At 39.2% G+C, this 18,794-nt stretch carries 20 protein-coding genes; 13 read left to right on the top strand and 7 right to left on the bottom strand.

Annotated elements, in window-relative coordinates:
• The first annotated feature begins 8 nt into the window (after positions 1–8).
• From murJ to FZ949_RS00300, 10 genes are all read left to right on the top strand, one after another.
• Positions 9–1,409, top strand: coding sequence for a murein biosynthesis integral membrane protein MurJ (gene murJ / locus FZ949_RS00345; RefSeq protein ID WP_103580380.1), 1,401 nt, complete (start codon positions 9–11; stop codon positions 1,407–1,409).
• Positions 1,396–2,790: a cysteine--tRNA ligase gene (gene cysS, locus FZ949_RS00340; RefSeq protein WP_103580379.1), complete on the top strand. Its 1,395-nt coding sequence runs from the start codon at positions 1,396–1,398 to the stop codon at positions 2,788–2,790. The genes murJ and cysS overlap by 14 nt, the downstream gene beginning before the upstream one ends.
• On the top strand, positions 2,783–4,507 hold the full coding sequence (locus FZ949_RS00335; protein ID WP_103580378.1) for an ABC transporter ATP-binding protein: 1,725 nt from the start codon (positions 2,783–2,785) through the stop codon (positions 4,505–4,507). The genes cysS and FZ949_RS00335 overlap by 8 nt, the downstream gene beginning before the upstream one ends.
• A 53-nt stretch (positions 4,508–4,560) precedes the next feature.
• Positions 4,561–5,634: a quinone-dependent dihydroorotate dehydrogenase gene (locus FZ949_RS00330; protein ID WP_103580386.1), complete on the top strand. Its 1,074-nt coding sequence runs from the start codon at positions 4,561–4,563 to the stop codon at positions 5,632–5,634.
• 11 nt (positions 5,635–5,645) lie between these two features.
• A complete protein-coding gene (locus tag FZ949_RS00325; RefSeq protein WP_103580377.1) occupies positions 5,646–6,887 on the top strand; it encodes a M16 family metallopeptidase in 1,242 nt (413 codons plus the stop codon).
• 26 nt (positions 6,888–6,913) lie between these two features.
• On the top strand, positions 6,914–7,783 hold the full coding sequence (dapA, locus tag FZ949_RS00320) for a 4-hydroxy-tetrahydrodipicolinate synthase (RefSeq protein ID WP_054197407.1): 870 nt from the start codon (positions 6,914–6,916) through the stop codon (positions 7,781–7,783).
• Positions 7,783–8,571 (top strand): enoyl-ACP reductase, encoded by a 789-nt coding sequence (locus FZ949_RS00315; RefSeq protein ID WP_103580376.1) that lies wholly within the window; start codon positions 7,783–7,785, stop codon positions 8,569–8,571. Before dapA ends, FZ949_RS00315 begins: the two co-directional genes overlap by 1 nt.
• Before the next feature lie 33 nt (positions 8,572–8,604).
• Complete coding sequence (pgsA, locus tag FZ949_RS00310; protein ID WP_103580375.1) at positions 8,605–9,150, top strand: CDP-diacylglycerol--glycerol-3-phosphate 3-phosphatidyltransferase; 546 nt, start codon at positions 8,605–8,607, stop codon at positions 9,148–9,150.
• A gap of 196 nt (positions 9,151–9,346) precedes the next feature.
• A complete protein-coding gene (gene rseP, locus FZ949_RS00305) occupies positions 9,347–10,456 on the top strand; it encodes an RIP metalloprotease RseP (RefSeq protein WP_103579394.1) in 1,110 nt (369 codons plus the stop codon).
• Entirely contained in the window at positions 10,456–11,091 is a 636-nt protein-coding gene (locus FZ949_RS00300; RefSeq protein ID WP_103579405.1) for a YggS family pyridoxal phosphate-dependent enzyme, read from the top strand. Before rseP ends, FZ949_RS00300 begins: the two co-directional genes overlap by 1 nt.
• Before the next feature lie 95 nt (positions 11,092–11,186).
• Here FZ949_RS00300 and FZ949_RS00295 read toward each other — a convergent pair whose 3' ends face one another.
• The 7 genes from FZ949_RS00295 to FZ949_RS00265 all read right to left on the bottom strand — a co-directional run bounded on the left by FZ949_RS00295 (position 11,187) and on the right by FZ949_RS00265 (position 17,115).
• Positions 11,187–11,756 carry a ComF family protein gene (locus tag FZ949_RS00295; RefSeq protein ID WP_103579395.1) on the bottom strand — a complete coding sequence of 190 codons (570 nt, stop codon included), beginning with the start codon at positions 11,754–11,756 and terminating at the stop codon, positions 11,187–11,189.
• Positions 11,756–12,313: a YajG family lipoprotein gene (locus FZ949_RS00290; protein WP_103579396.1), complete on the bottom strand. Its 558-nt coding sequence runs from the start codon at positions 12,311–12,313 to the stop codon at positions 11,756–11,758. The genes FZ949_RS00295 and FZ949_RS00290 overlap by 1 nt, the downstream gene beginning before the upstream one ends.
• An 11-nt stretch (positions 12,314–12,324) precedes the next feature.
• A complete protein-coding gene (locus tag FZ949_RS00285; RefSeq protein WP_103579397.1) occupies positions 12,325–13,047 on the bottom strand; it encodes a hypothetical protein in 723 nt (240 codons plus the stop codon).
• Positions 13,041–13,271, bottom strand: coding sequence for a 2-hydroxymuconate tautomerase family protein (locus tag FZ949_RS00280; protein ID WP_103579398.1), 231 nt, complete (start codon positions 13,269–13,271; stop codon positions 13,041–13,043). Before FZ949_RS00280 ends, FZ949_RS00285 begins: the two co-directional genes overlap by 7 nt.
• Positions 13,272–13,460: 189 nt before the next feature.
• The gene (gene lepA, locus FZ949_RS00275; RefSeq protein ID WP_103579399.1) at positions 13,461–15,251 is read right to left on the bottom strand and encodes a translation elongation factor 4; all 1,791 of its coding nucleotides are present in this window, start codon (positions 15,249–15,251) and stop codon (positions 13,461–13,463) included.
• A gap of 81 nt (positions 15,252–15,332) precedes the next feature.
• On the bottom strand, positions 15,333–16,253 hold the full coding sequence (locus FZ949_RS00270; RefSeq protein ID WP_148789981.1) for a cation diffusion facilitator family transporter: 921 nt from the start codon (positions 16,251–16,253) through the stop codon (positions 15,333–15,335).
• Complete coding sequence (locus FZ949_RS00265; RefSeq protein WP_107953440.1) at positions 16,231–17,115, bottom strand: ABC transporter six-transmembrane domain-containing protein; 885 nt, start codon at positions 17,113–17,115, stop codon at positions 16,231–16,233. The genes FZ949_RS00270 and FZ949_RS00265 overlap by 23 nt, the downstream gene beginning before the upstream one ends.
• A gap of 152 nt (positions 17,116–17,267) precedes the next feature.
• Here FZ949_RS00265 and FZ949_RS00260 point away from each other — a divergent pair, with 152 nt between their 5' ends.
• The 3 genes from FZ949_RS00260 to FZ949_RS00250 all read left to right on the top strand — a co-directional run.
• The gene (locus FZ949_RS00260) at positions 17,268–17,642 is read left to right on the top strand and encodes a cupin domain-containing protein (protein ID WP_107953439.1); all 375 of its coding nucleotides are present in this window, start codon (positions 17,268–17,270) and stop codon (positions 17,640–17,642) included.
• A gap of 129 nt (positions 17,643–17,771) precedes the next feature.
• Positions 17,772–18,278 carry an NAD(P)-dependent oxidoreductase gene (locus tag FZ949_RS00255; protein ID WP_316246160.1) on the top strand — a complete coding sequence of 169 codons (507 nt, stop codon included), beginning with the start codon at positions 17,772–17,774 and terminating at the stop codon, positions 18,276–18,278.
• A gap of 116 nt (positions 18,279–18,394) precedes the next feature.
• A partial coding sequence (locus FZ949_RS00250; RefSeq protein WP_148790046.1) for an Rrf2 family transcriptional regulator occupies positions 18,395–18,794 on the top strand: 400 nt, incomplete at its 3' end.

The raw sequence follows: 18,794 nt of genomic DNA, 5'->3' as shown, positions 1-18,794 counted from the left end.
GGTGAGCGATGTTTATAAAAGGTTTTTTTTCAAACTCAGTTGGCATTATGGTTTCAAGAATTCTTGGACTTATAAGAGACCTTTTAACAGCTTCCATCCTTGGAGCTGGCATATTTAGCGATCTTTTTTTTATCGCTTTTAAAATACCAAATTTATTTCGCCGTATCTTTGGTGAGGGTGCCTTTACACAGGCATTTTTACCAAATTTTACAAACAGCAAGAAAAAAGCGATCTTTCAGGCTGAAATTTTTATCAAATTTCTACTTTTTATAGGCGCATTGACGCTTCTTGTAAATTTATTTACGCCCTACTTTATAAAGATCATCGCAAGCGGTTTAAGCGTGCAAAATATCACCGATGCAGTGCCGCTTGTACGTATAAATTTCTACTATCTAGCTCTTGTTTATATCGTCACTTTCATGGGTGCACTGCTTCAGTATAAAGGGCACTTTGCCACGACTGCGTTTTCTACTGCACTGCTAAATTTAGCTATGATCGCTTCATTACTTTTGGCTCGTGGCAAGAGCGAGAGCGTGGTCGCACTTTATCTTAGTTTTGGCGTCGTTGCTGGTGGCATCTTGCAGGTTTTAGTGCATCTAGTTGCTATGAAATTTAACGCCTTAAATAAAATTTTTTGGGGCGGTCTAAGCGGATATTTTAAAGGCAAAAAAGCTAGCAGCAAAGGTTTTTTTGTAAATTTTTACCACGGCTTACTTGGCTCAAGTGCGATGCAGATAAGCGCATTTATGGACACTTGGCTAGCTAGCTTTTTGGTAAGCGGCTCGATAAGCTACCTTTTTTATGCAAATAGAATTTTTCAGCTTCCACTTGCCATCTTTGCGATCGCGCTCTCCCAGGCGCTATTTCCAAAGATCACCAGACTTTTAAAGCAAAAAGATGAAACAAACGCCCTAGTTTGGACGAAAAAGAGCTTTTATCTACTCCTTTGCGCCCTGCTAGTAGCCACGATCACAGGCGTCGTGCTAAGCGAGTTTATCATCTGGCTCTTGTTTGAGAGAGGGAATTTCGTAAGGGCAAACACCATTGAATGCGCTAAGGTGCTAAGTGCCTATTTGGTGGGGCTTACTCCATTTGGTCTAGCTAAAATTTTCTCACTTTGGCTCTATGCAAATATGAAACAAAAAGAGGCAGCTAAAATTTCTATCATCTGCCTTGTGATAAATTTGATCCTAGCAGTCATTTTGATGCAGAAATTTGGAGCAGCTGGCCTTGCATTTGCAAGCTCACTTGGGGGATTTTTACAACTTATTTTATACGTTAGAGCCTTTGGAGCTAAGCGATTTTTAGCTATAATCGAGCCTAAATTTATAGCTGCTATCGCTGTTTTAGCGGTTTTGCTCTATTTTGGTTTAACATTTTTAAAGGATATATTTAATGCGAATTTTTGATACTTCTAAAAGAGAAAAGGTTGAGTTTAGTCCGATAAAAGAAGGTGAAGTTAGCATCTATCTGTGCGGTCCAACAGTCTATGACGATGCGCATTTGGGACATGCAAAGTCAGCCGTTAGCTTTGATCTTTTAAGAAGAGTCTTAAAAGCGCTTGGCTACAAGGTCAAATTTGCAAGAAACTACACCGACATCGACGATAAAATTTTAAAGAAAATGGATGAAACTGGCCAAAGCCTAGAAGAGATCACAAACAAATATATAGCGCACTATGAGAGCGATATGGGCGCTTTAAACGTGCTTGATCCAGACTTTAAACCAAAGGCTACGCAGTGCTTGGAGGCGATCATTAGCTACATTGAGCTGCTTATGGATAGAGGCTTCGCGTATAAAACGAGTGATGGAATTTACTTTGATACGAGCAAGGATAGTGGATATTTTAGCATTAGTGGCAAGGATAATAACACCGATCTAATCGCACGAGTGGCAAGTTTTGGCGAGAAAAGAGATGAAAAAGACTTTGTGCTTTGGAAATTTGACGAAAAATGGTATGAAAGCCCATTTGGCAAGGGTCGCCCTGGCTGGCACACCGAGTGCGTAGCGATGATAAGAGAATTTCTAAGCAACAAAGAAAATGATAAATTTGAGATCGACATCCACGCTGGTGGCATCGACCTGCTCTTTCCGCACCACGAAAATGAGGCAAGTCAGTGCAGATGCGCCTATCATAAAAATTTGAGTAAATACTGGATGCACAATGGCTTTATAAAAGTAAATAACGAAAAGATGAGTAAGAGCCTAAATAACAGCTTTTTTGTAAAAGACGCCCTAAAAAACGTTCATGGTGAAGTACTTAGATATTACTTGCTTACGAGCCATTACAGGGCGCATTTTAATTATTCAGATGAAGACTTAGTGGCTTCAAAAAAGAGGCTTGATAAAATTTACCGCCTTAAAAAAAGGGTTGATGGCGTGCAAGCAGGTGCAATAAATGAGAGCTTTAAAAATGAGCTACTTGAGGCACTAAGTGATGATCTAAACGCTTCAAAAGCACTTGCAAGTGTTGATGAGTTTGTAAAAGCAGCAAACGAAAGGCTTGATAATAGTCCAAAAGATAAAGCCTACAAGGCCGAAGTAGTGGCAAATTTGGAGCTTATAAGTGAAATTTTAGGCATTGCTAGCACAAATTATGTTGAGTATTTTCAGTTTGGCGTAAGTGACGAGCAAAAAGAGCACATCCAAAGACTTCTTGATGAGCGCGCGGTAGCTAAAAAAGAGAAAAATTTTGCAATGGCTGATGAGATAAGAGATGAGCTAGAAAAGATGAATATCTCTATCATGGATACACCAAATGGCGTAGTTTGGGAGAAAAATAATGACTAACTTTGGCTTAAAAGATGTACTAAAACGCTTTGGTCCATATTTTAAAGACTACATTCCACACTTCATCCTAGCCTTCATCGGCATGGGGCTTGCAAGTGGCGGAACAGCGGTAAGCGCGTATTTGGTGGAGCCAGTACTTAATAAAATTTTTGTTGAAAAAAACGAAACACTGCTTTATTTGTTACCATGTGCGATCATCGCTATTTATCTGTTAAAAAATGTTGGAACTTTTATGCAGGCCTATTTTACCGCGTATATTGGTCAAGATACGATTAGAAGATTTCGTGAAAAGATGGTCGAAAATTTACTAAATTTGGACATGAAATTTTTTAATGATTTTAGAACAGGCGAGCTAATAAGCAGAACCACGAATGACATAGAGCGCATAAGATCTATTGTTTCAAGCATCATACCAGAGCTTATTAGGGAGCTTGTAACTATCATAGGTCTGCTTTGTGTAGTCATATATCAAAGCCCTAAATTAGCCTTTTTTGCACTTGTTGTTATGCCAATAGCGATTTATCCGATCTCGCGCCTTGCTAAAAAGATGAAAAAAATCTCAAAAAAATCGCAAGAAAAGACATCTGATATCACTTCAGCCTTGAGTGAAATTTTTACAAATATCGAGATCATCAAGGCAAATAATGCCCAAAAATACGAGCACTCACGTTTCGTTGAAGAAAATAACAAATTTTTTAAGTTAAACCTTAAAACCGTAAAAATCGAGCAACTAGTAAGTCCACTAATGGAAACAATTGGCTCAATAGGCGTGGCAGCTGTCATCATAATAGGCGGCAAAGACGTCATTGACGGAAATATAAACATGGGTGCTTTCTTTTCATTTTTAACTGCGCTTTTCATGCTCTACACTCCTCTAAAACGTATCGTAAATATATACAATAAAATGCAAGATGCGATCGCTGCGAGCGAGAGGACATTTTTCTTGATGGATAAAGTAAGCGAGATAAAAGATGGCGAAAAAGTGTTAAGCGAAGAGATAAATTTGATTAAATTTAATGATGTCCGCCTAAGCTACGGCGACAAAGAGGTCTTAAAAGGTATAAATTTGGAGGCTCGCAAGTCAGAATTTATAGCACTAGTTGGCTCAAGTGGCGGTGGAAAAACATCGCTCATGAATCTACTTATGAGATTTTACGACGTAAATAGCGGAGAAATTTTAATAAATGAGACAAATTTAAAAGATATCAAAATCCATTCACTTCGCCAAAACATTGGCCTTGTAACGCAGCGTGTCTATATCTTTAACGATACAATCGCTAAAAACGTGGCTTACGGCAGAGAATTTAACGAAGAAGCCGTGATAAATGCACTAAAAATGGCAAATGCTTATGAGTTTGTAAGTAAACTAGATAACGGCATAAACACTATCTTAAATGAATTTGGCACAAACCTTTCAGGCGGTCAAAGACAACGCATCGCAATAGCAAGAGCACTTTATCAAAATCCACAAATTCTTATCTTTGACGAGGCTACCTCAGCACTTGATAACGAGAGTGAAAAAGAGATCACAAAGGCTATAAACAACCTAAGAAGCAAGAAGATCATCTTTGTCATCGCTCACCGTCTAAGTACGGTTGAAAGTGCTGATAAGATCGCAGTTTTAAGTAACGGAAGGATAGTTGATACTGGAAGTGATGAAGAACTTAGCAAGAGAAATGAAATTTATGCAAAACTTAAAGGCAAAGCCTTAGTTTAAGGCGATTTTTGCTAAGATTTGCACAAATTTTTAGGCATTTTAAAGAGGTTAAAATGAGTTTAAACTACGATACTTTAAAATCTATATTTTTTAAATTCGATCCAGAAACAGCCCATAAAATCGCAGAACTTGCAATGATCGGAGCAAATAAAATTTTTCCAGGATCATTAAGCTTTGTAGCAAATAAGTGCGTGGTCGATGACAATGCGCTAAAACAAAATTTATTCTCAAGCACCTATCACAATCCAGTTGGCATAGCTGGGGGCTTTGATAAAAATGCCACAATGTTTGAAGCACTCACGGCTCTTGGCTTTGGGTATTTAGAATTTGGCACATTTACTCCAAAACCTCAACCTGGCAACGACAAACCAAGACTTTTTAGGCTCGTAGACGAAGAGAGTATCCAAAATGCGATGGGCTTTAACAACGATGGTTGCGAGGCTATTAAAAATAGAGTCAAAAAACTTTATCCTTATACTTTACCTATCTGGGCAAACATCGGTAAAAACAAGGTTACACCAAACGAAGACGCAATAAAAGACTATGAAATTTTAGTAAGAGAATTTAGTGAAATTTGCGACACCTTTGTCATAAACGTCTCATCGCCAAACACGCCAAATTTAAGAGCCTTGCAAGATAAAAATTTTATAAAAGAGCTTTTTAGTGTCATTTTGCCACTTACTAAAAGGCCAATCATCTTTAAAATTGCTCCTGATATGAACCACGAAGATGCGATCAAGCTTTGTAGCTGCGCGGTAGAAAACGGCGCTAGCGGCGTGCTTGTCTCAAATACAAGCGTTGATTACTCGCTCTCTCACTCATCAAATTTAAAAGATTTTGGCGGACTAAGTGGCAAGGTGATCGCTCAAAAGTCAAAAGAGCTCTTTAAAGCCGTGGCAGACGAGCTTTATGGCAAGACGACACTTATCGCATGTGGCGGCATAGATAGCGGTATAGAGGCATATGAGCGCATAAAAATGGGAGCAAATTTAGTGCAAATTTTTACAAGCTTTATTTTCAAAGGACCGATGATCGCAAGAGATATAAATTTAGAAATTTTAGAGCTTTTAAAGAGAGATGGCTTTGCCTCTATCAGCGAAGCAGTCGGCACAAATGTTAAAAAATAGAGGGCAAGAGATTGATAAAATTTAATAAAACCAAACTAGAAAATGGACTTGAAATTTATCACGTGCCAGTAAATCCTGACTCAAAAGTGATAAGCGTCGATGTTTTTTATAAAGTTGGCTCAAGAAACGAAGTGATGGGCAAAAGTGGCATCGCTCACATGTTAGAGCATCTAAATTTCAAATCAACCAAAAATTTACGAGCCGGGGAGTTTGATGAGATCGTAAAAGGCTTTGGCGGTGTAAATAACGCAAGTACAGGCTTTGACTACACACACTACTTTATAAAAGCTTCAAATGAAAATTTAGATAAAACGCTTAGGCTTTTTGCTGAGCTTATGAAAAATTTAAGCCTAAAAGATAAAGAATTTCAGCCAGAGCGAGACGTGGTGTATGAAGAGCGCAGATGGCGAACAGACAACAACCCTATGGGTTATCTATACTTTAGACTCTACAACCACGCATTTATATATCATCCATATCACTGGACTCCGATAGGCTTTATAAAAGATATCGAAAACTGGAACATTAGCGACATAAAAGAATTTCATGCTACTTTTTATCAGCCAAAAAATGCGATTTTGATGATAAGTGGCGACATCGACAAGGATGATGCATTTAAGCTAGCTAAGAAAAATTTTTCCAAAATAAAAAACAAAAGAGCCATCCCAAAATCTCACTGTAAAGAACCTGAACAAGACGGAGCTAGAAGGGCTATCGTCTATAAAGATAGCCAAACGCAAATGCTAGCTATCGCTTACAAGATCCCAGACTTTAGGCATGCTGATCAAGTGGGGTTAAACGCGATAAGCGAGTATCTAGCTACTGGCAAAAGCTCGATTTTACAGCAACGTCTAATCGATGAGCTCATGCTTGTAAATCAAATTTATGCTTATAATATGAGCTGCGTTGATGAAAATTTATTTATATTTTTAGCAGTTTGCAACCCAGATGTCGAAGCAAGTGTGGTTGAGGCTGAAATTTTAAAGATCATAGATGATTTAAAAAATAAACCAATCGACAAAGATGATGTTTTAAGAGTTAAAAATTTGATAAAAACTGATTTTATTTACTCATTTAAGAGTGCAAGCAAGGTTGCAAATTTATATGGCTCATACCTTGCTAGAGGCGACATAAAGCCACTTTATGAGCTTGAAAAAAATATCGATAAGATAGATGCCAAGCTTTTAAAAGAGATAGCAAATAGATATTTTAATGAAAAAACCAGCACAACAATAATTTTAAAAAAGGAATAAACGTGGAAAATTCGCTTCAAGGTGCGATGACCGCACTCATTACGCCATTTAAAAATCAAAAAGTAGATGAAGTCAGTTTTGAAAAGCTAATAAAAAGACAGATAAAGCACGGCATAGATGTCGTTGTACCAGTTGGAACTACCGGCGAGAGTGCAACACTGACGCATGATGAGCATAGAATTTGTATCGAAATAGCCGTAGATGCATGTAAAGGCACAAATGTAAAAGTACTAGCTGGAGCTGGCAGCAACGCGACTCACGAGGCTATTGGTATCGCTAAATTTGCTCAAGCTCATGGCGCTGATGGTATCCTTTCAGTTGCGCCATACTACAATAAACCAACGCAGGAAGGGCTTTATGAACATTACAAAGCTATTGCAAATAGCATTGAAATCCCTGTGCTTCTTTATAATGTTCCAGGCAGAGTTGGCGTGGATATCTTGCCAGCGACCGTTTTTAGGCTTTTTAAAGAGTGTAAAAATATCTACGGCATCAAAGAAGCTACAGGCAGTATCGATAGATGTGTAGATCTACTGGCTCATGAGCCAAATTTAGTAGTCATTAGCGGTGAAGATGCGATCAACTATCCTATCATATCAAATGGTGGCAAAGGCGTTATCTCGGTTACTGCAAACCTCTTGCCAGATCAAATTTCAGAGCTTACACACCTTGCGATGAACGAAGAGTACAAAAAAGCAAAACTAATAAATGATAATCTATATACGATAAATAAAACGCTCTTTTGCGAAAGCAATCCGATACCGATCAAAGCAGCGATGTATCTAGCTGGACTCATCGACTCTTTGGAGTACCGCTTGCCACTTTGCAAACCAAGTAAAGAAAATTTCAAAAAGATAGAAGAAGTAATAAAAAATTACGAAATAAAGGGTTTTTAATGAAGGACACACTAAACGAATTTAAAGGTAAAACGCTAGTTATCAGCGGTGGCACCAGAGGCATTGGCAGAGCTATAGTCGAAGAATTTGCAAAAGCTGGTGTAAATATAGCATTTACCTATAACTCAAACGAAGAGCTTGCAAAAGAACAAGCAAAAGAGCTTGAGACTACTTACAAGATAAAAGCCAGAGCTTACGCACTAAATATCCTCGAGCCAGAGACTTATAAAGAGCTATTTTTAAAGATAGACGAGGACTTTGACAGGATTGATTTTTTCATCTCAAATGCTATCATCTCAGGTCGTGCAGTAGCTGGTGGATACACTAAATTTATGAAGCTAAAACCAAGAGGCATAAACAATATCTTTACAGCAACCGTAAATGCCTTTGTCGTAGGCACCCAAGAAGCTACAAAACGCATAGAAAAAGTGGGTGGTGGTAGCATCATCAGCCTAAGCTCAACTGGAAATTTAGTATATATCGAAAACTATGCAGGTCACGGCACAGCAAAAGCAGCTGTTGAGGCGATGGCAAGATACGCTGCGACCGAGCTTGGCGAAAAAAATATCCGCGTAAACGTCGTAAGTGGTGGTCCTATCGAGACAGACGCGCTAAGAGCCTTTACTAACTACGAAGAGGTGCGCGATATGACGGCAAAGCTTAGCCCGCTAAACCGCATGGGACAGCCGACTGACCTAGCCGGAGCATGTCTATTTTTATGCTCATCTAAGGCTAGCTGGGTGACTGGGCATACATTTATAATAGATGGTGGCACGACTTTTAAATGAGAAGATTGAAATTTTAAGCATAAAGGCATATTTGTGAGTTTAAATTTACCAAACGCACTGGCATTTTTTAGGATACTTCTGGCTCCGCTTATGTTTTTTATGCTCGTAAATGCGCCAGAAATTTTTACACAAATTCACATAAGTTGGATAAACTACTTCGCAGCTCTTATTTTTGTGATCGCCTCTGTGACTGACTTTTTTGACGGCTACATCGCCAGAAGCTGGGATCAAAAGACCAAGCTTGGCGCTATCCTTGACCCACTAGCAGACAAGATGCTAATTCTTGCTGCATTTTTAGGCCTCATGATGCTTGGTAGAGCGAGTGCTTGGGCTGTTTATCTCATCTTGGTAAGGGAATTTTTTATAACTGGCTTTCGTGTCGTGATGGCAAGTGACGGCGTCGAAGTCGCTGCATCAATGGCCGGCAAGGTAAAGACCGTTTCACAGATGTTTGCGGTTGGATTTTTACTGATGAGCTGGCCTGGTGGCGAACTTTTGCTCTGGATATCTGTTGCGCTTACGCTTTATTCCGGATTTGAGTATATTTTTGCCTATGTAAAGGCGATGAAAAAGAGCTAAAATTTCTTTCGTTCGTAAGACCCAAAGTTTTTACTTGAAAAAATTTATATAAATAATAAAAACTTCATTTTCAAAATAAGTAAAATTAAGTTAAAAATTTCTCCTAGCTAAAAGAAATTTTTAGCCAAACGTCGTTTGAGAGTAAATTTATAAATTTTGGCTAAAATCTCATCAATTTTTCAAAAAAAGGTAAGTTTTGAAAGGTATTCTCTTCACGTTAGCCCTACTTTGTCTTGGGCTTTATGCGTATTCGTTTTATTTTTTAGTGACCGTTTTAGCCATTAAATTTCTCATATTTTTCCACGAGCTTGGCCACTTTTTGGTGGCAAGAATGCTTGGCGTAAAGGTAAATACCTTTAGTATAGGATTTGGCGAGAAAATTTACACCAAAAATGTTGGCGGCACCGACTACTGCCTAAGTGCGATCCCACTTGGTGGATACGTACAGCTAAAAGGTCAAGACGACACCGACCCAAAGGCTAAAAACTACGACCGTGATAGCTATAACGTGCTAAGTCCTATAAAGCGAATTTACATCCTCTTTGCAGGGCCATTTTTTAACTTTATCTTAGCGTTTTTTATATACATTTTGCTTGGATCTATCGGAGTTGAAAGACCTGCGCCAAGTATCGGCCACATAGCAGATGGCTCGGCCGCTGCGAGCGCTGGACTAGCTAAAAATGATAAAATTTTAGCAATAAATGGCGTAAAGATAAACGAGTGGGACGAGATCAGTAAAAATGTAAAATTAGAGCCAATTACCATTTTGGTAGATCGTAACGGCTCGCAAATGACTATAAATTTAACACCAAAGATAGGCGAGACGATAAATCTATTTAATGAAAAGGTGCAACGCCCACTGATCGGAATTTCTCCAAATGGAGAAGTGATAAAAATTTACCACACTGGTCTTGCAGGCATAAATTTTGCCTTTAGTGAGACAATCGAGGCATCAAAACTAATTTTTAAAAGCTTTACCAAACTAGTAAGCGGAGCTGTGCCACTAAAAGAGGTCGGTGGCATTGTACAGATCGCTGATGTCACTTCAAAAGCCGCAAAAATAAGTCTTGGCATGCTTTTGACGATCGTCGCTTTAATCTCAGTAAATTTAGGTGTCCTAAATTTATTCCCCATCCCTGCACTTGATGGTGGCCACATACTTTTTAACTTATATGAGCTAATTTTTAGACGCGAGGTAAATGAGCGAGTGCTAATTATGCTTACCTACTGCGGTTGGGCGCTACTACTTGGCATAATGATACTTGCGACTTTTAATGACATTATGAGATTAAGCGGAGGTTTATGATGATAGTTTTAAAAGAGCTATTAGAAAAGATCGAAATTTTAAGCAAAGACGTGACACTAATCGCCGTTAGCAAAAATGTCACAAGTACTGAAGTAAGAGAGCTTTACGCACAAGGACAAAGAAATTTTGGCGAAAACAGAGTCCAAGAGCTAGCCAAAAAAGAGCTAGAACTGCAAAATTTTACTGATATAAAATGGCATATGATCGGCCGCTTGCAAAATAACAAAATAAATCAAATGATAAGTCTAAAGCCCGCACTATGGCAAAGCTGCGATAGCTTTGAAAGGGCCTTAGAGGTCGATAAAAGACTCAGCTACAAGCTCGATACCTTACTTCAAATAAACTCGGCTGATGAAGATACAAAGCAAGGTGTAAGCGTGGCAAATGCGCTAGAAATTTACGAGCGCATCCAAAGCGAGTGCAAAAATATCAATCTAAAAGGCGTGATGAGTATCGGAGCGCATGTGGATGAGCCAAAAGAGATTCAAAAGAGCTTTGAACTAACTTATAAAATTTTTGAGAGCCTAAAGCCAAAAGGTGCGAGTATCTGCTCGATGGGCATGAGTAGTGACTTCGAGTTAGCGATAAAATGCGGCTCAAATATGATCCGCCTTGGAACTATGCTTTATCTATAAATTTATCGCTTTTGCATGCTCCTACTGCTAACGAAATAGATTACTACTGGAGCTATGTAAATTTCTACCCAAAGAGACTTGAGAAAAATTAAAATTTAATATTTAGCGTCAGCCAAAACTAGAGCAAAAAGTACTTTTACACCAACTTTTTCTAGAGTATTTTTAGCCTCAAGTATCGTTGTGCCAGTGGTTACGATATCATCTACTAAAATAACTGGCGCAGTGATCTTTTTTAGGATTTTAAAATTTCTTGGGTTATTTTGTCTAAATTGCAAATCCTTACCACTATAGCTGATCTTACTGATTGCATGCAGTGCATGAAATATGGGCTTTAGATTTTTAACCCTTAGTGCATTTGCCAAAATAGCCGTGTGCGAGTAGCCAAAATGAACTCTATCATCTATTGGCAAAGCATAGACTTGCTCTGGAAAGCTAAAGCTTTTAGCAAATTTATTAAATGCAAATTTGGCTAAGTTTTTATATATAAAATATCCGTGCATTTGGTGCTTGGAGTGGATGAGTTCTTTTATTTCAGAGTAACCATAAAAGCTATAAATTTTAAAGCCCTCTAGTTCTCTTACTATCGGGCTTGGCTCGCTTAAAATTTGTGAGCAAATTTTACAAAACGTATTTAGTGTAAAGCTCTTGCAAAACGCACAAAACATTAGCTATTTAAAATAGCAATTGCAGTGCGTTTGATAGCATCATTTATTATTTCAGTCAAAAATGATTTAAATGCTCCACCTGTGCGAATTAACTCAAATTTGGTTTGATTATTTGAAATATTTTTAATGATGCTTTGATCGCCTTTTTGGATCTTAAGTGTGATCTTAATATTACCTTTTGTATTATCAGTGCCGTATCCACTCATATTTGCTTCAAACTCGTTGATAAAAATTTCAACTACGACGCCGCCCATGCCATTTACATTCGCACCGCGCGCCATAAGCTCTTTTTTGAGCGAATCGCTAAAATAAGTAGCAAGATCATTTTGAAGCACGACATATTCTTTTACTGTACCTTTGCCATCAGTAATCGTAGCAATGGTACTTTTGTTTTTGCGGTTGTCATGCACCACGCTTATATAGGCCTCAAAGCCGCTATTTTGATGGCTAGCAGCAGCCTTATATGGATCAAATGCGACAACACTTTGACTTGGTGCACAACCAGTTAAAAACAAAACAAAAAGTCCAAAAATAGCTAAAAATTTAAATTTATTCATCGTTTTTCCTTTTAAAGTTTAGTGATCTCATCGGCTACTTTTATCGCAGCTTGTTTAACTAAAAGTGCGATAAAAAAGTCAAACTGGCCAGACTCTGATGCTTCTAGCTTCTCCACATGGTGCCTAGTTGAGATAGGTAACGTTTTTTTGAAATTTATATTTGAAAGCACAAGAAGACCTTTTAGATGTCCGTTTAAAATTTCTGAACTTCCTGAGTAGCTTCCTCTGAGCTCGTCAAATCTAAAATCAAGCCTATATGTATATGGCGATGTTTGAGTATCGACAACAACGATTCCGCGAGAATTTAACTCACGTTGCAAAAACATGTAAAAAAGCACTTCAAGGCGTGGGTTTGAGTTAAAAACTGCACTGTTTCCTTCAATACCTGTGTAATATATCGATCTTGCACTACTTCTAGCATCGACAATCCTGTGAAAATAAACCTTCTTTAATCCAACATTAGTATCGATCATATTTTTTTCTAAGCAGCAGTTTATCGCTACATCACTTTTGTATTTTACACCATTTATAAAAAGACCATCACCCCTGCCTTTGCAAGCACTGCAATCAGCCGGTATCCTCATAACCTCTTCAAAATACATCTTATCTTCGCTGTTTATGTTCGCACTTTGCATGCCGTCTATACCTTCACATGAGAGGCAAAGGCTAGCTTTTGCCATGCAGCCCGTCATAAAAATAGCCGCAAATATCGCTAGTAATGTTGTTCTTAGCATTTCACTTCCTTTTGCTCGTTTTGTTTTTTACGAAGATTTCTAACACTCTCTCCTGCTATGCCATAATTATTAGTATCTATCTCATCAATGATAACAACAGTATTTTGAGCATTTCTTCCTAAAATTTCGCTTATTAGTTTAGTGACTCCGCTTATCATCTTCTCTTTTTGCTCTACAGTCGGACTATCACCTTCTTTTGTCACACAAATTTTCACAAATGGCATAGCGCTCCTTTTTACAAATTTAGCATTTAAATTTTAATCAAAAACCTATCCACCCAAATAAGATCCATACTTCGACAGTATCGCAAAGTAAGACGAGGCGTGGATAAAATTTACGACGGGAGTTACCATAGCAGGTAATGACCGAGTAAATTTTAGACACAACAAAGTATGACAAAGCGAGACAACGCATTAGTCTATTTTTAAGACAGACAAAAATGCCTCTTGCGGCAAATTCACCTTACCTATCGCCTTCATGCGCTTTTTACCCTCTTTTTGCTTTTCAAGCAACTTTCTCTTACGCGTGATATCGCCGCCGTAGCACTTGGCTGTAACGTTTTTTCCCATTGATTTTACGGTTTCTCTAGCGATGATTTTATTACCAATGCTAGCTTGTATCGCTACTTCAAAGAGCTGACGAGGTACGATCTCTTTCATTGCCTTTACAAAGTCCCTGCCCTTTGTCTGCGCCTTGCTCTCAGGCACGATGATAGAGAGTGCATCGACCGTTTCACCAGCCACTTTGACATCAAGCTTTACTAGATCGCCCACGCGGTAGTCGCTAGGCTCATAATCAAAGCTCGCGTAGCCTTTGGTGCTTGATTTTAGCTTGTCGTAAAAGTCCATCACGATCTCGTTCATCGGCATGTCATACTCTAGCAGCACGCGGTCAGTCGTGATGTAGTCCATCTTTGTTTGTATGCCACGGCGGTTGTTTAAGAGCGTGATGATGTTGCCCAAAAACTCGCTTGGCGTAATGATAGTAGCCTTCACGTATGGCTCAAGGATAGAGTCTATTTTATTTACAGGCGGCAACTGGCTTGGGTTTTGAATTTTTAAATTTACTCCATCTGTTTGCTGTACTTCATAAGTCACGGTCGGCGCTGTGGCTATGAGATCTAGGTCAAATTCACGCTCCAACCTCTCTTTAACGACCTCCATATGAAGCAGACCCAAAAAGCCCACTCTAAAACCAAATCCAAGCGCGACCGAGGTCTCTGGCTCGTAACTTATCGAGCTGTCATTTAGTTTTAGCTTATCAAGTGCGTCACGCAGATCTTCAAATTTATCGGTTTCAATCGGATAAAGTCCGGCAAATACAAAAGGCTTAGCCCTCTCAAAGCCACCTACTGGCTCTTTTAACGGGTTTCTAGCCTGTGTAATCGTATCGCCCACCTGGACGTCGCTAACATTTTTAAGTCCTAAAACTACAATGCCAACTTCGCCAGCGCTAAGCGTTTTGGTCTTGATCGGTGCGATAGGATTTGGATACATGAGGTCAAGCACGATATGTTTTTTACCTGTGCCCATAACTAAAATTTCATCATTTTTTGAGATAGTGCCGTCATATACGCGAACGAGTGCGAGTGCCCCAAGATAGTTGTCAAACCAACTATCGTAAATTAGTGCCTTTGTGGGCTTGTTTACGTCACCATTTGGTGCAGGAATTCTCGTGATGATCGCTTCAAGTAGCTCTTTTATACCGATACCGCTTTTTGCGCTCACCTCGATCGCTCCAGAGCAGTCAAGTCCTATAATATGCTCGATCTCGTCCTTTACTCTAGCAGGATCAGCCGCTGGCAGGTCGATCTTGTTTATCACTGGGATGATCTCTAAGTTGTTTTCTAGCGCGATATAGACGTTTGCGATTGTCTGCGCCTCTACGCCCTGACTAGCGTCCACTACAAGTAGTGCACCCTCACAGCTGGCTAAAGATCGGCTCACCTCGTAGCTAAAATCGACGTGGCCCGGAGTGTCAATCAAATTTAGGACGAAATTTTGCCCACCTAGCGCGTAGTTTAGGCGCACGGACTGAGCCTTGATCGTGATACCACGCTCTTTTTCGATATCCATCGTATCCATGATCTGGCTGCTCATCTCACGGTCACTGACGGCGCCACACTCCTGAATAAGGCGATCAGCAAGCGTACTTTTGCCATGGTCAATATGAGCGATGATGCTAAAATTTCTAATGTTTTTCATTTACTCTTTTACTTTTTTGTTAAATTTTTTGGCTTTTATTTTGCCTAAAATTGATTTAAAATTTGCATAAGAAAAGCGATGTTAATGCTTGTGGCCAAAGTATTCGTGCTCTTCTTTGCCTTTTATCTCACAGATGAGCTCATCTTTGTGCCCAATGATCTTGCCCTCAAACTGAAGCGTCACATGACTAATTCCAACATGAAATAGCTCATGCTCGATATGTTTTATCATTTTTGAAATTTCTCCTACACTTAGCTCATCATCTACCACTACATGAGCGATGATTGCATTTGAACCGGCACTTATCGCCCAAATATGTAGATCATGCACCTCTCTAACGCCATCTACGACCTTTATAATAGCTAAAATTTCATCCGCATTAAGCTCGACTGGCACGGCTTCGATAAGGATATTAAAGCTATCCTTTAGCAAGCCAAAGCCACTTTTTATGATGAGTAGCGAGACAAAGATACTTGCGATGCTATCGGCCTGCGTGAAGTTAAATTTCATCACAAGAAGCGCTGCAACGATGGCACCAACCGAGCCAAGCGTGTCGCCAAGCACGTGCAAATAAGCACCTTTCATGTTTAAATTTTCTTTTGTATCAGCGCTTTTATGCATATAAATAGCCACGACTAAATTTACCACAAGCCCCAAAATGCTAACAAGAAGCATCGTTTTAGCCTCTATCTCTGGCTCGTTAAAAAGCCTGATGATAGCTTCAACTACGACAAAAACAGCAAGTGCGATAAGAGCGATGGCATTTATGAAAGCAGCGATGATCTCGACCCTTTTGTAGCCAAAGGTCTTTTGTAAATTTGCCCTTTTTTCTGCGATCTTAAAAGCAACTAGCGACAAAAAGAGAGCCGCAGCGTCTGAGAGCATGTGAAATGCGTCGCTAATAAGCGCAAGCGAGTTTGAAACGAAGCCAAAAACGGCCTCAACTATCATAAACGTGAAAATTAGAAAAAACGAATTTCTAAGAACGCTCTTGTTGTGCATCATTGTCCTTCTTTTGGGCGTCGATCCTCTTACCGATATCTTTTAAATTTGAAAATTCCTCGATGAGCTTTGGCGAGTCGTCAAGGCTGATGACGAAATTCCATATATAGGTCATCACAGAGTAGATGTGGCCGGCATTTGTCTGCTGCGAGCTTAGCACTATTATCGCCACCAAAAAGAGCAGCGAAGCGCTAATGCCGATGATAAAATAGCTCATCGCCTCCCTGTTTGAGATCGCTATACGAAATTTAGAAACGACGTCATAGTGCCTATTTAGCGTGCTTTTGTTAAAAACACCTATCACCTTTGCCTCTTTTTCTAGGCGGTCATTTAAGCGAAGATAAAGGTCGTCATTTTTCTTGATATATCTTGGTAAAAATATAAGAAAAACGATCATCACGACAAAGCACGCCACAGCGACCTTTGACTCGACAAAAATGAGCATAAACGCTGAGCCGATGATCGAAATAACCGATGTAAAAAACATAGGAAAATGCGTCTCAAAGAAATTTACAAACTCTCGCGAGAGCGCTACTCTAGCGATGATGGCGGAGTCGTCTTTGGCATTTTGTTTTTCATTCATGATGACATTTACAGCAAGCTTTGCGTAGATATTTGCAAAAACTTGCGTATCCACGCGGCGCCTAATGGCTCCTACAAGCCACGCTATGAGCACAAAAAGTACGTAAATGAGGGCATTTAACGTATTTCCTTGCATGATTGCGTTGATCGCAAAGCCCGCAAATATCGGATAAGCTAGAAAAAGTCCGTTCTCTGCTAGCACCAAAGCAAAGGTCAAAATGAGCTTTTTATTGTGCTCGGTCGCTATGCTCTTTAGCGTTTTAAAGGCGTTATTTTGCAAATTTAATCCTAAAATTTTTTGCGAATTCTAGCCCAAATTTATAAAAATTTGAAATTTTTAGTTGTAACTCTTGACATTACAACAAAAAATAATTATACTTCGCTCATCAGTTGTAAGAAAAAAGATTACAACAAAAAAACAAGGAGAACAAAATGAAAAATTATCAGGTTGCAAAGATCGCAAACGAGCCAAGAGTCGAGCTAAAAGAGGCTTTAGATTTAAGTGGCTGTGAAGTTTCTATAAATGTACTTCCAGCAAATGTTAGCGTGCCATTTGTCCATGCGCACAAGCAAAACGAGGAGCTTTACATCATCACTGATGGTGATGGCGAGCTTTTTATTGATGGCGAAGTGATAGCAGTTGGCAAAGGAGACGCGGTGCGCATAGATCCAGATGGCAAAAGGTGCTTTAAAGCTGGCAAAAACGGTATCAAAATGATCTGCATCCAGACAAAACGCGGTAGCCTAGAACAATACACTATGACTGACGGCGTGATAGTTGATGACGTAAAGCCAAGCTGGCTGTAAATTTAAAAAGCAAAATTTAAATAGCAATCTTAGGCACAAACGGCAAAAGCGGCGTAAATTTATCTAAAAATGGCTTCAAAACTCGGCGATCGTTAGAAACAATGAGTAAAAAATGGGGGCGTAAAGGTTATTTATAAAGATATCTTTGAGCTTACAAAGGATGATCTAGCTAGCTTCGACGCGGTTATCAGCGTATTTGCAGCATGGAGTGAAGAAACCTTCCCACTTCATAAAAAAGTGGCTGCTCACCTAGTAAATTTACTAGAAGGTACTAGCACAAGGCTCATCGTAGTTGGTGGCGCTGGCATGTTATTTGTTGATAGCAAAGACACTATGCTAATGGATACGCCAGACTTCCCAGCTGCATATATGGGTGTGGCAAAGGCGACTGCGGAGTCTTATTTTGAGCTAAAAGGTAGGAGCGATTTGCTTTGGACATACGTAAGCCCAGCAGGCGACTACGATGAAAATGGTACTCGAACCGGCAAATACGTGTTTGATGGAGATAATCTCATCTTAAACTCAAAAAATGAGAGCTATATAAGCTATGCAGACCTTGCGCTTGCAATCATAGACGAGCTAAAAAACAAAAAATTTATACAAAAACGCTTCACAGCAGTTAGTGAGCGAGCATAAAATTATAGATTTGACATAGCTGACACAAAAAGCTGGCTTGTCAAATCTAAACTAAAAAAACAAACTGCTTTTAGTAAAAATTTAAAGTATAATCAGAAAAAATTTCAAGGACGATTGTGCAAGTAGGGATTAAGTTTTCAACCGCGATCCATGTAGTTTTAGCAGCTTGTTTTTTCAAAGACGAGAAAGTCACGAGCGAATTTATAGCAGGTAGTATAAACACAAATCCTGTCATAGTTAGGCGTCTACTTGGTGCTCTAAAGGCTGCAGGACTTGTGAATGTCGTAGCTGGAGTTGGTGGTGTGAGTCTTGCGAAAGAGCCAAAAGATATAACCCTCCTTCAAATTTTTAACGCAGTAAATGATAAAGAAAAACTTTTTAAGATCCACTCTGACTCACCTAAAGCCTGCCCGCTTGGTGGCAAGATTGAAGGCCTCTTAACCACCCCTCTCCTAAAAGCACAAGAAGCTTTAGAGGATAGTTTAAGGAGTATTACTTTACAAGATCTATTAGATG

The organism is Campylobacter concisus, from assembly GCF_902460545.1.
Classification (GTDB): Bacteria; Campylobacterota; Campylobacteria; order Campylobacterales; family Campylobacteraceae; genus Campylobacter_A; species Campylobacter_A concisus_AE.
This window is presented reverse-complemented; position numbering and strand designations above follow the sequence as displayed.

Bases quoted from the DNA above. Each gene is read 5' to 3' on its own strand.
- murJ (WP_103580380.1), top strand. From the start codon at position 9: ATGTTTATAAAAGGTTTTTTTTCAAACTCAGTTGGCATTATGGTTTCA.
- FZ949_RS00315 (WP_103580376.1), top strand. From the start codon at position 7,783: ATGAAGGACACACTAAACGAATTTAAAGGTAAAACGCTAGTTATCAGC.
- FZ949_RS00285 (WP_103579397.1), bottom strand. From the start codon at position 13,047: ATGCTAAGAACAACATTACTAGCGATATTTGCGGCTATTTTTATGACG.
- FZ949_RS00280 (WP_103579398.1), bottom strand. From the start codon at position 13,271: ATGCCATTTGTGAAAATTTGTGTGACAAAAGAAGGTGATAGTCCGACT.
- lepA (WP_103579399.1), bottom strand. From the start codon at position 15,251: ATGAAAAACATTAGAAATTTTAGCATCATCGCTCATATTGACCATGGC.
- FZ949_RS00260 (WP_107953439.1), top strand. From the start codon at position 17,268: ATGAAAAATTATCAGGTTGCAAAGATCGCAAACGAGCCAAGAGTCGAG.
- FZ949_RS00335 (WP_103580378.1), top strand. From the start codon at position 2,783: ATGACTAACTTTGGCTTAAAAGATGTACTAAAACGCTTTGGTCCATAT.
- FZ949_RS00295 (WP_103579395.1), bottom strand. From the start codon at position 11,756: ATGTTTTGTGCGTTTTGCAAGAGCTTTACACTAAATACGTTTTGTAAA.
- FZ949_RS00290 (WP_103579396.1), bottom strand. From the start codon at position 12,313: ATGAATAAATTTAAATTTTTAGCTATTTTTGGACTTTTTGTTTTGTTT.
- dapA (WP_054197407.1), top strand. From the start codon at position 6,914: ATGACCGCACTCATTACGCCATTTAAAAATCAAAAAGTAGATGAAGTC.
- cysS (WP_103580379.1), top strand. From the start codon at position 1,396: ATGCGAATTTTTGATACTTCTAAAAGAGAAAAGGTTGAGTTTAGTCCG.
- FZ949_RS00270 (WP_148789981.1), bottom strand. From the start codon at position 16,253: ATGCACAACAAGAGCGTTCTTAGAAATTCGTTTTTTCTAATTTTCACG.
- FZ949_RS00300 (WP_103579405.1), top strand. From the start codon at position 10,456: ATGATAGTTTTAAAAGAGCTATTAGAAAAGATCGAAATTTTAAGCAAA.
- FZ949_RS00330 (WP_103580386.1), top strand. From the start codon at position 4,561: ATGAGTTTAAACTACGATACTTTAAAATCTATATTTTTTAAATTCGAT.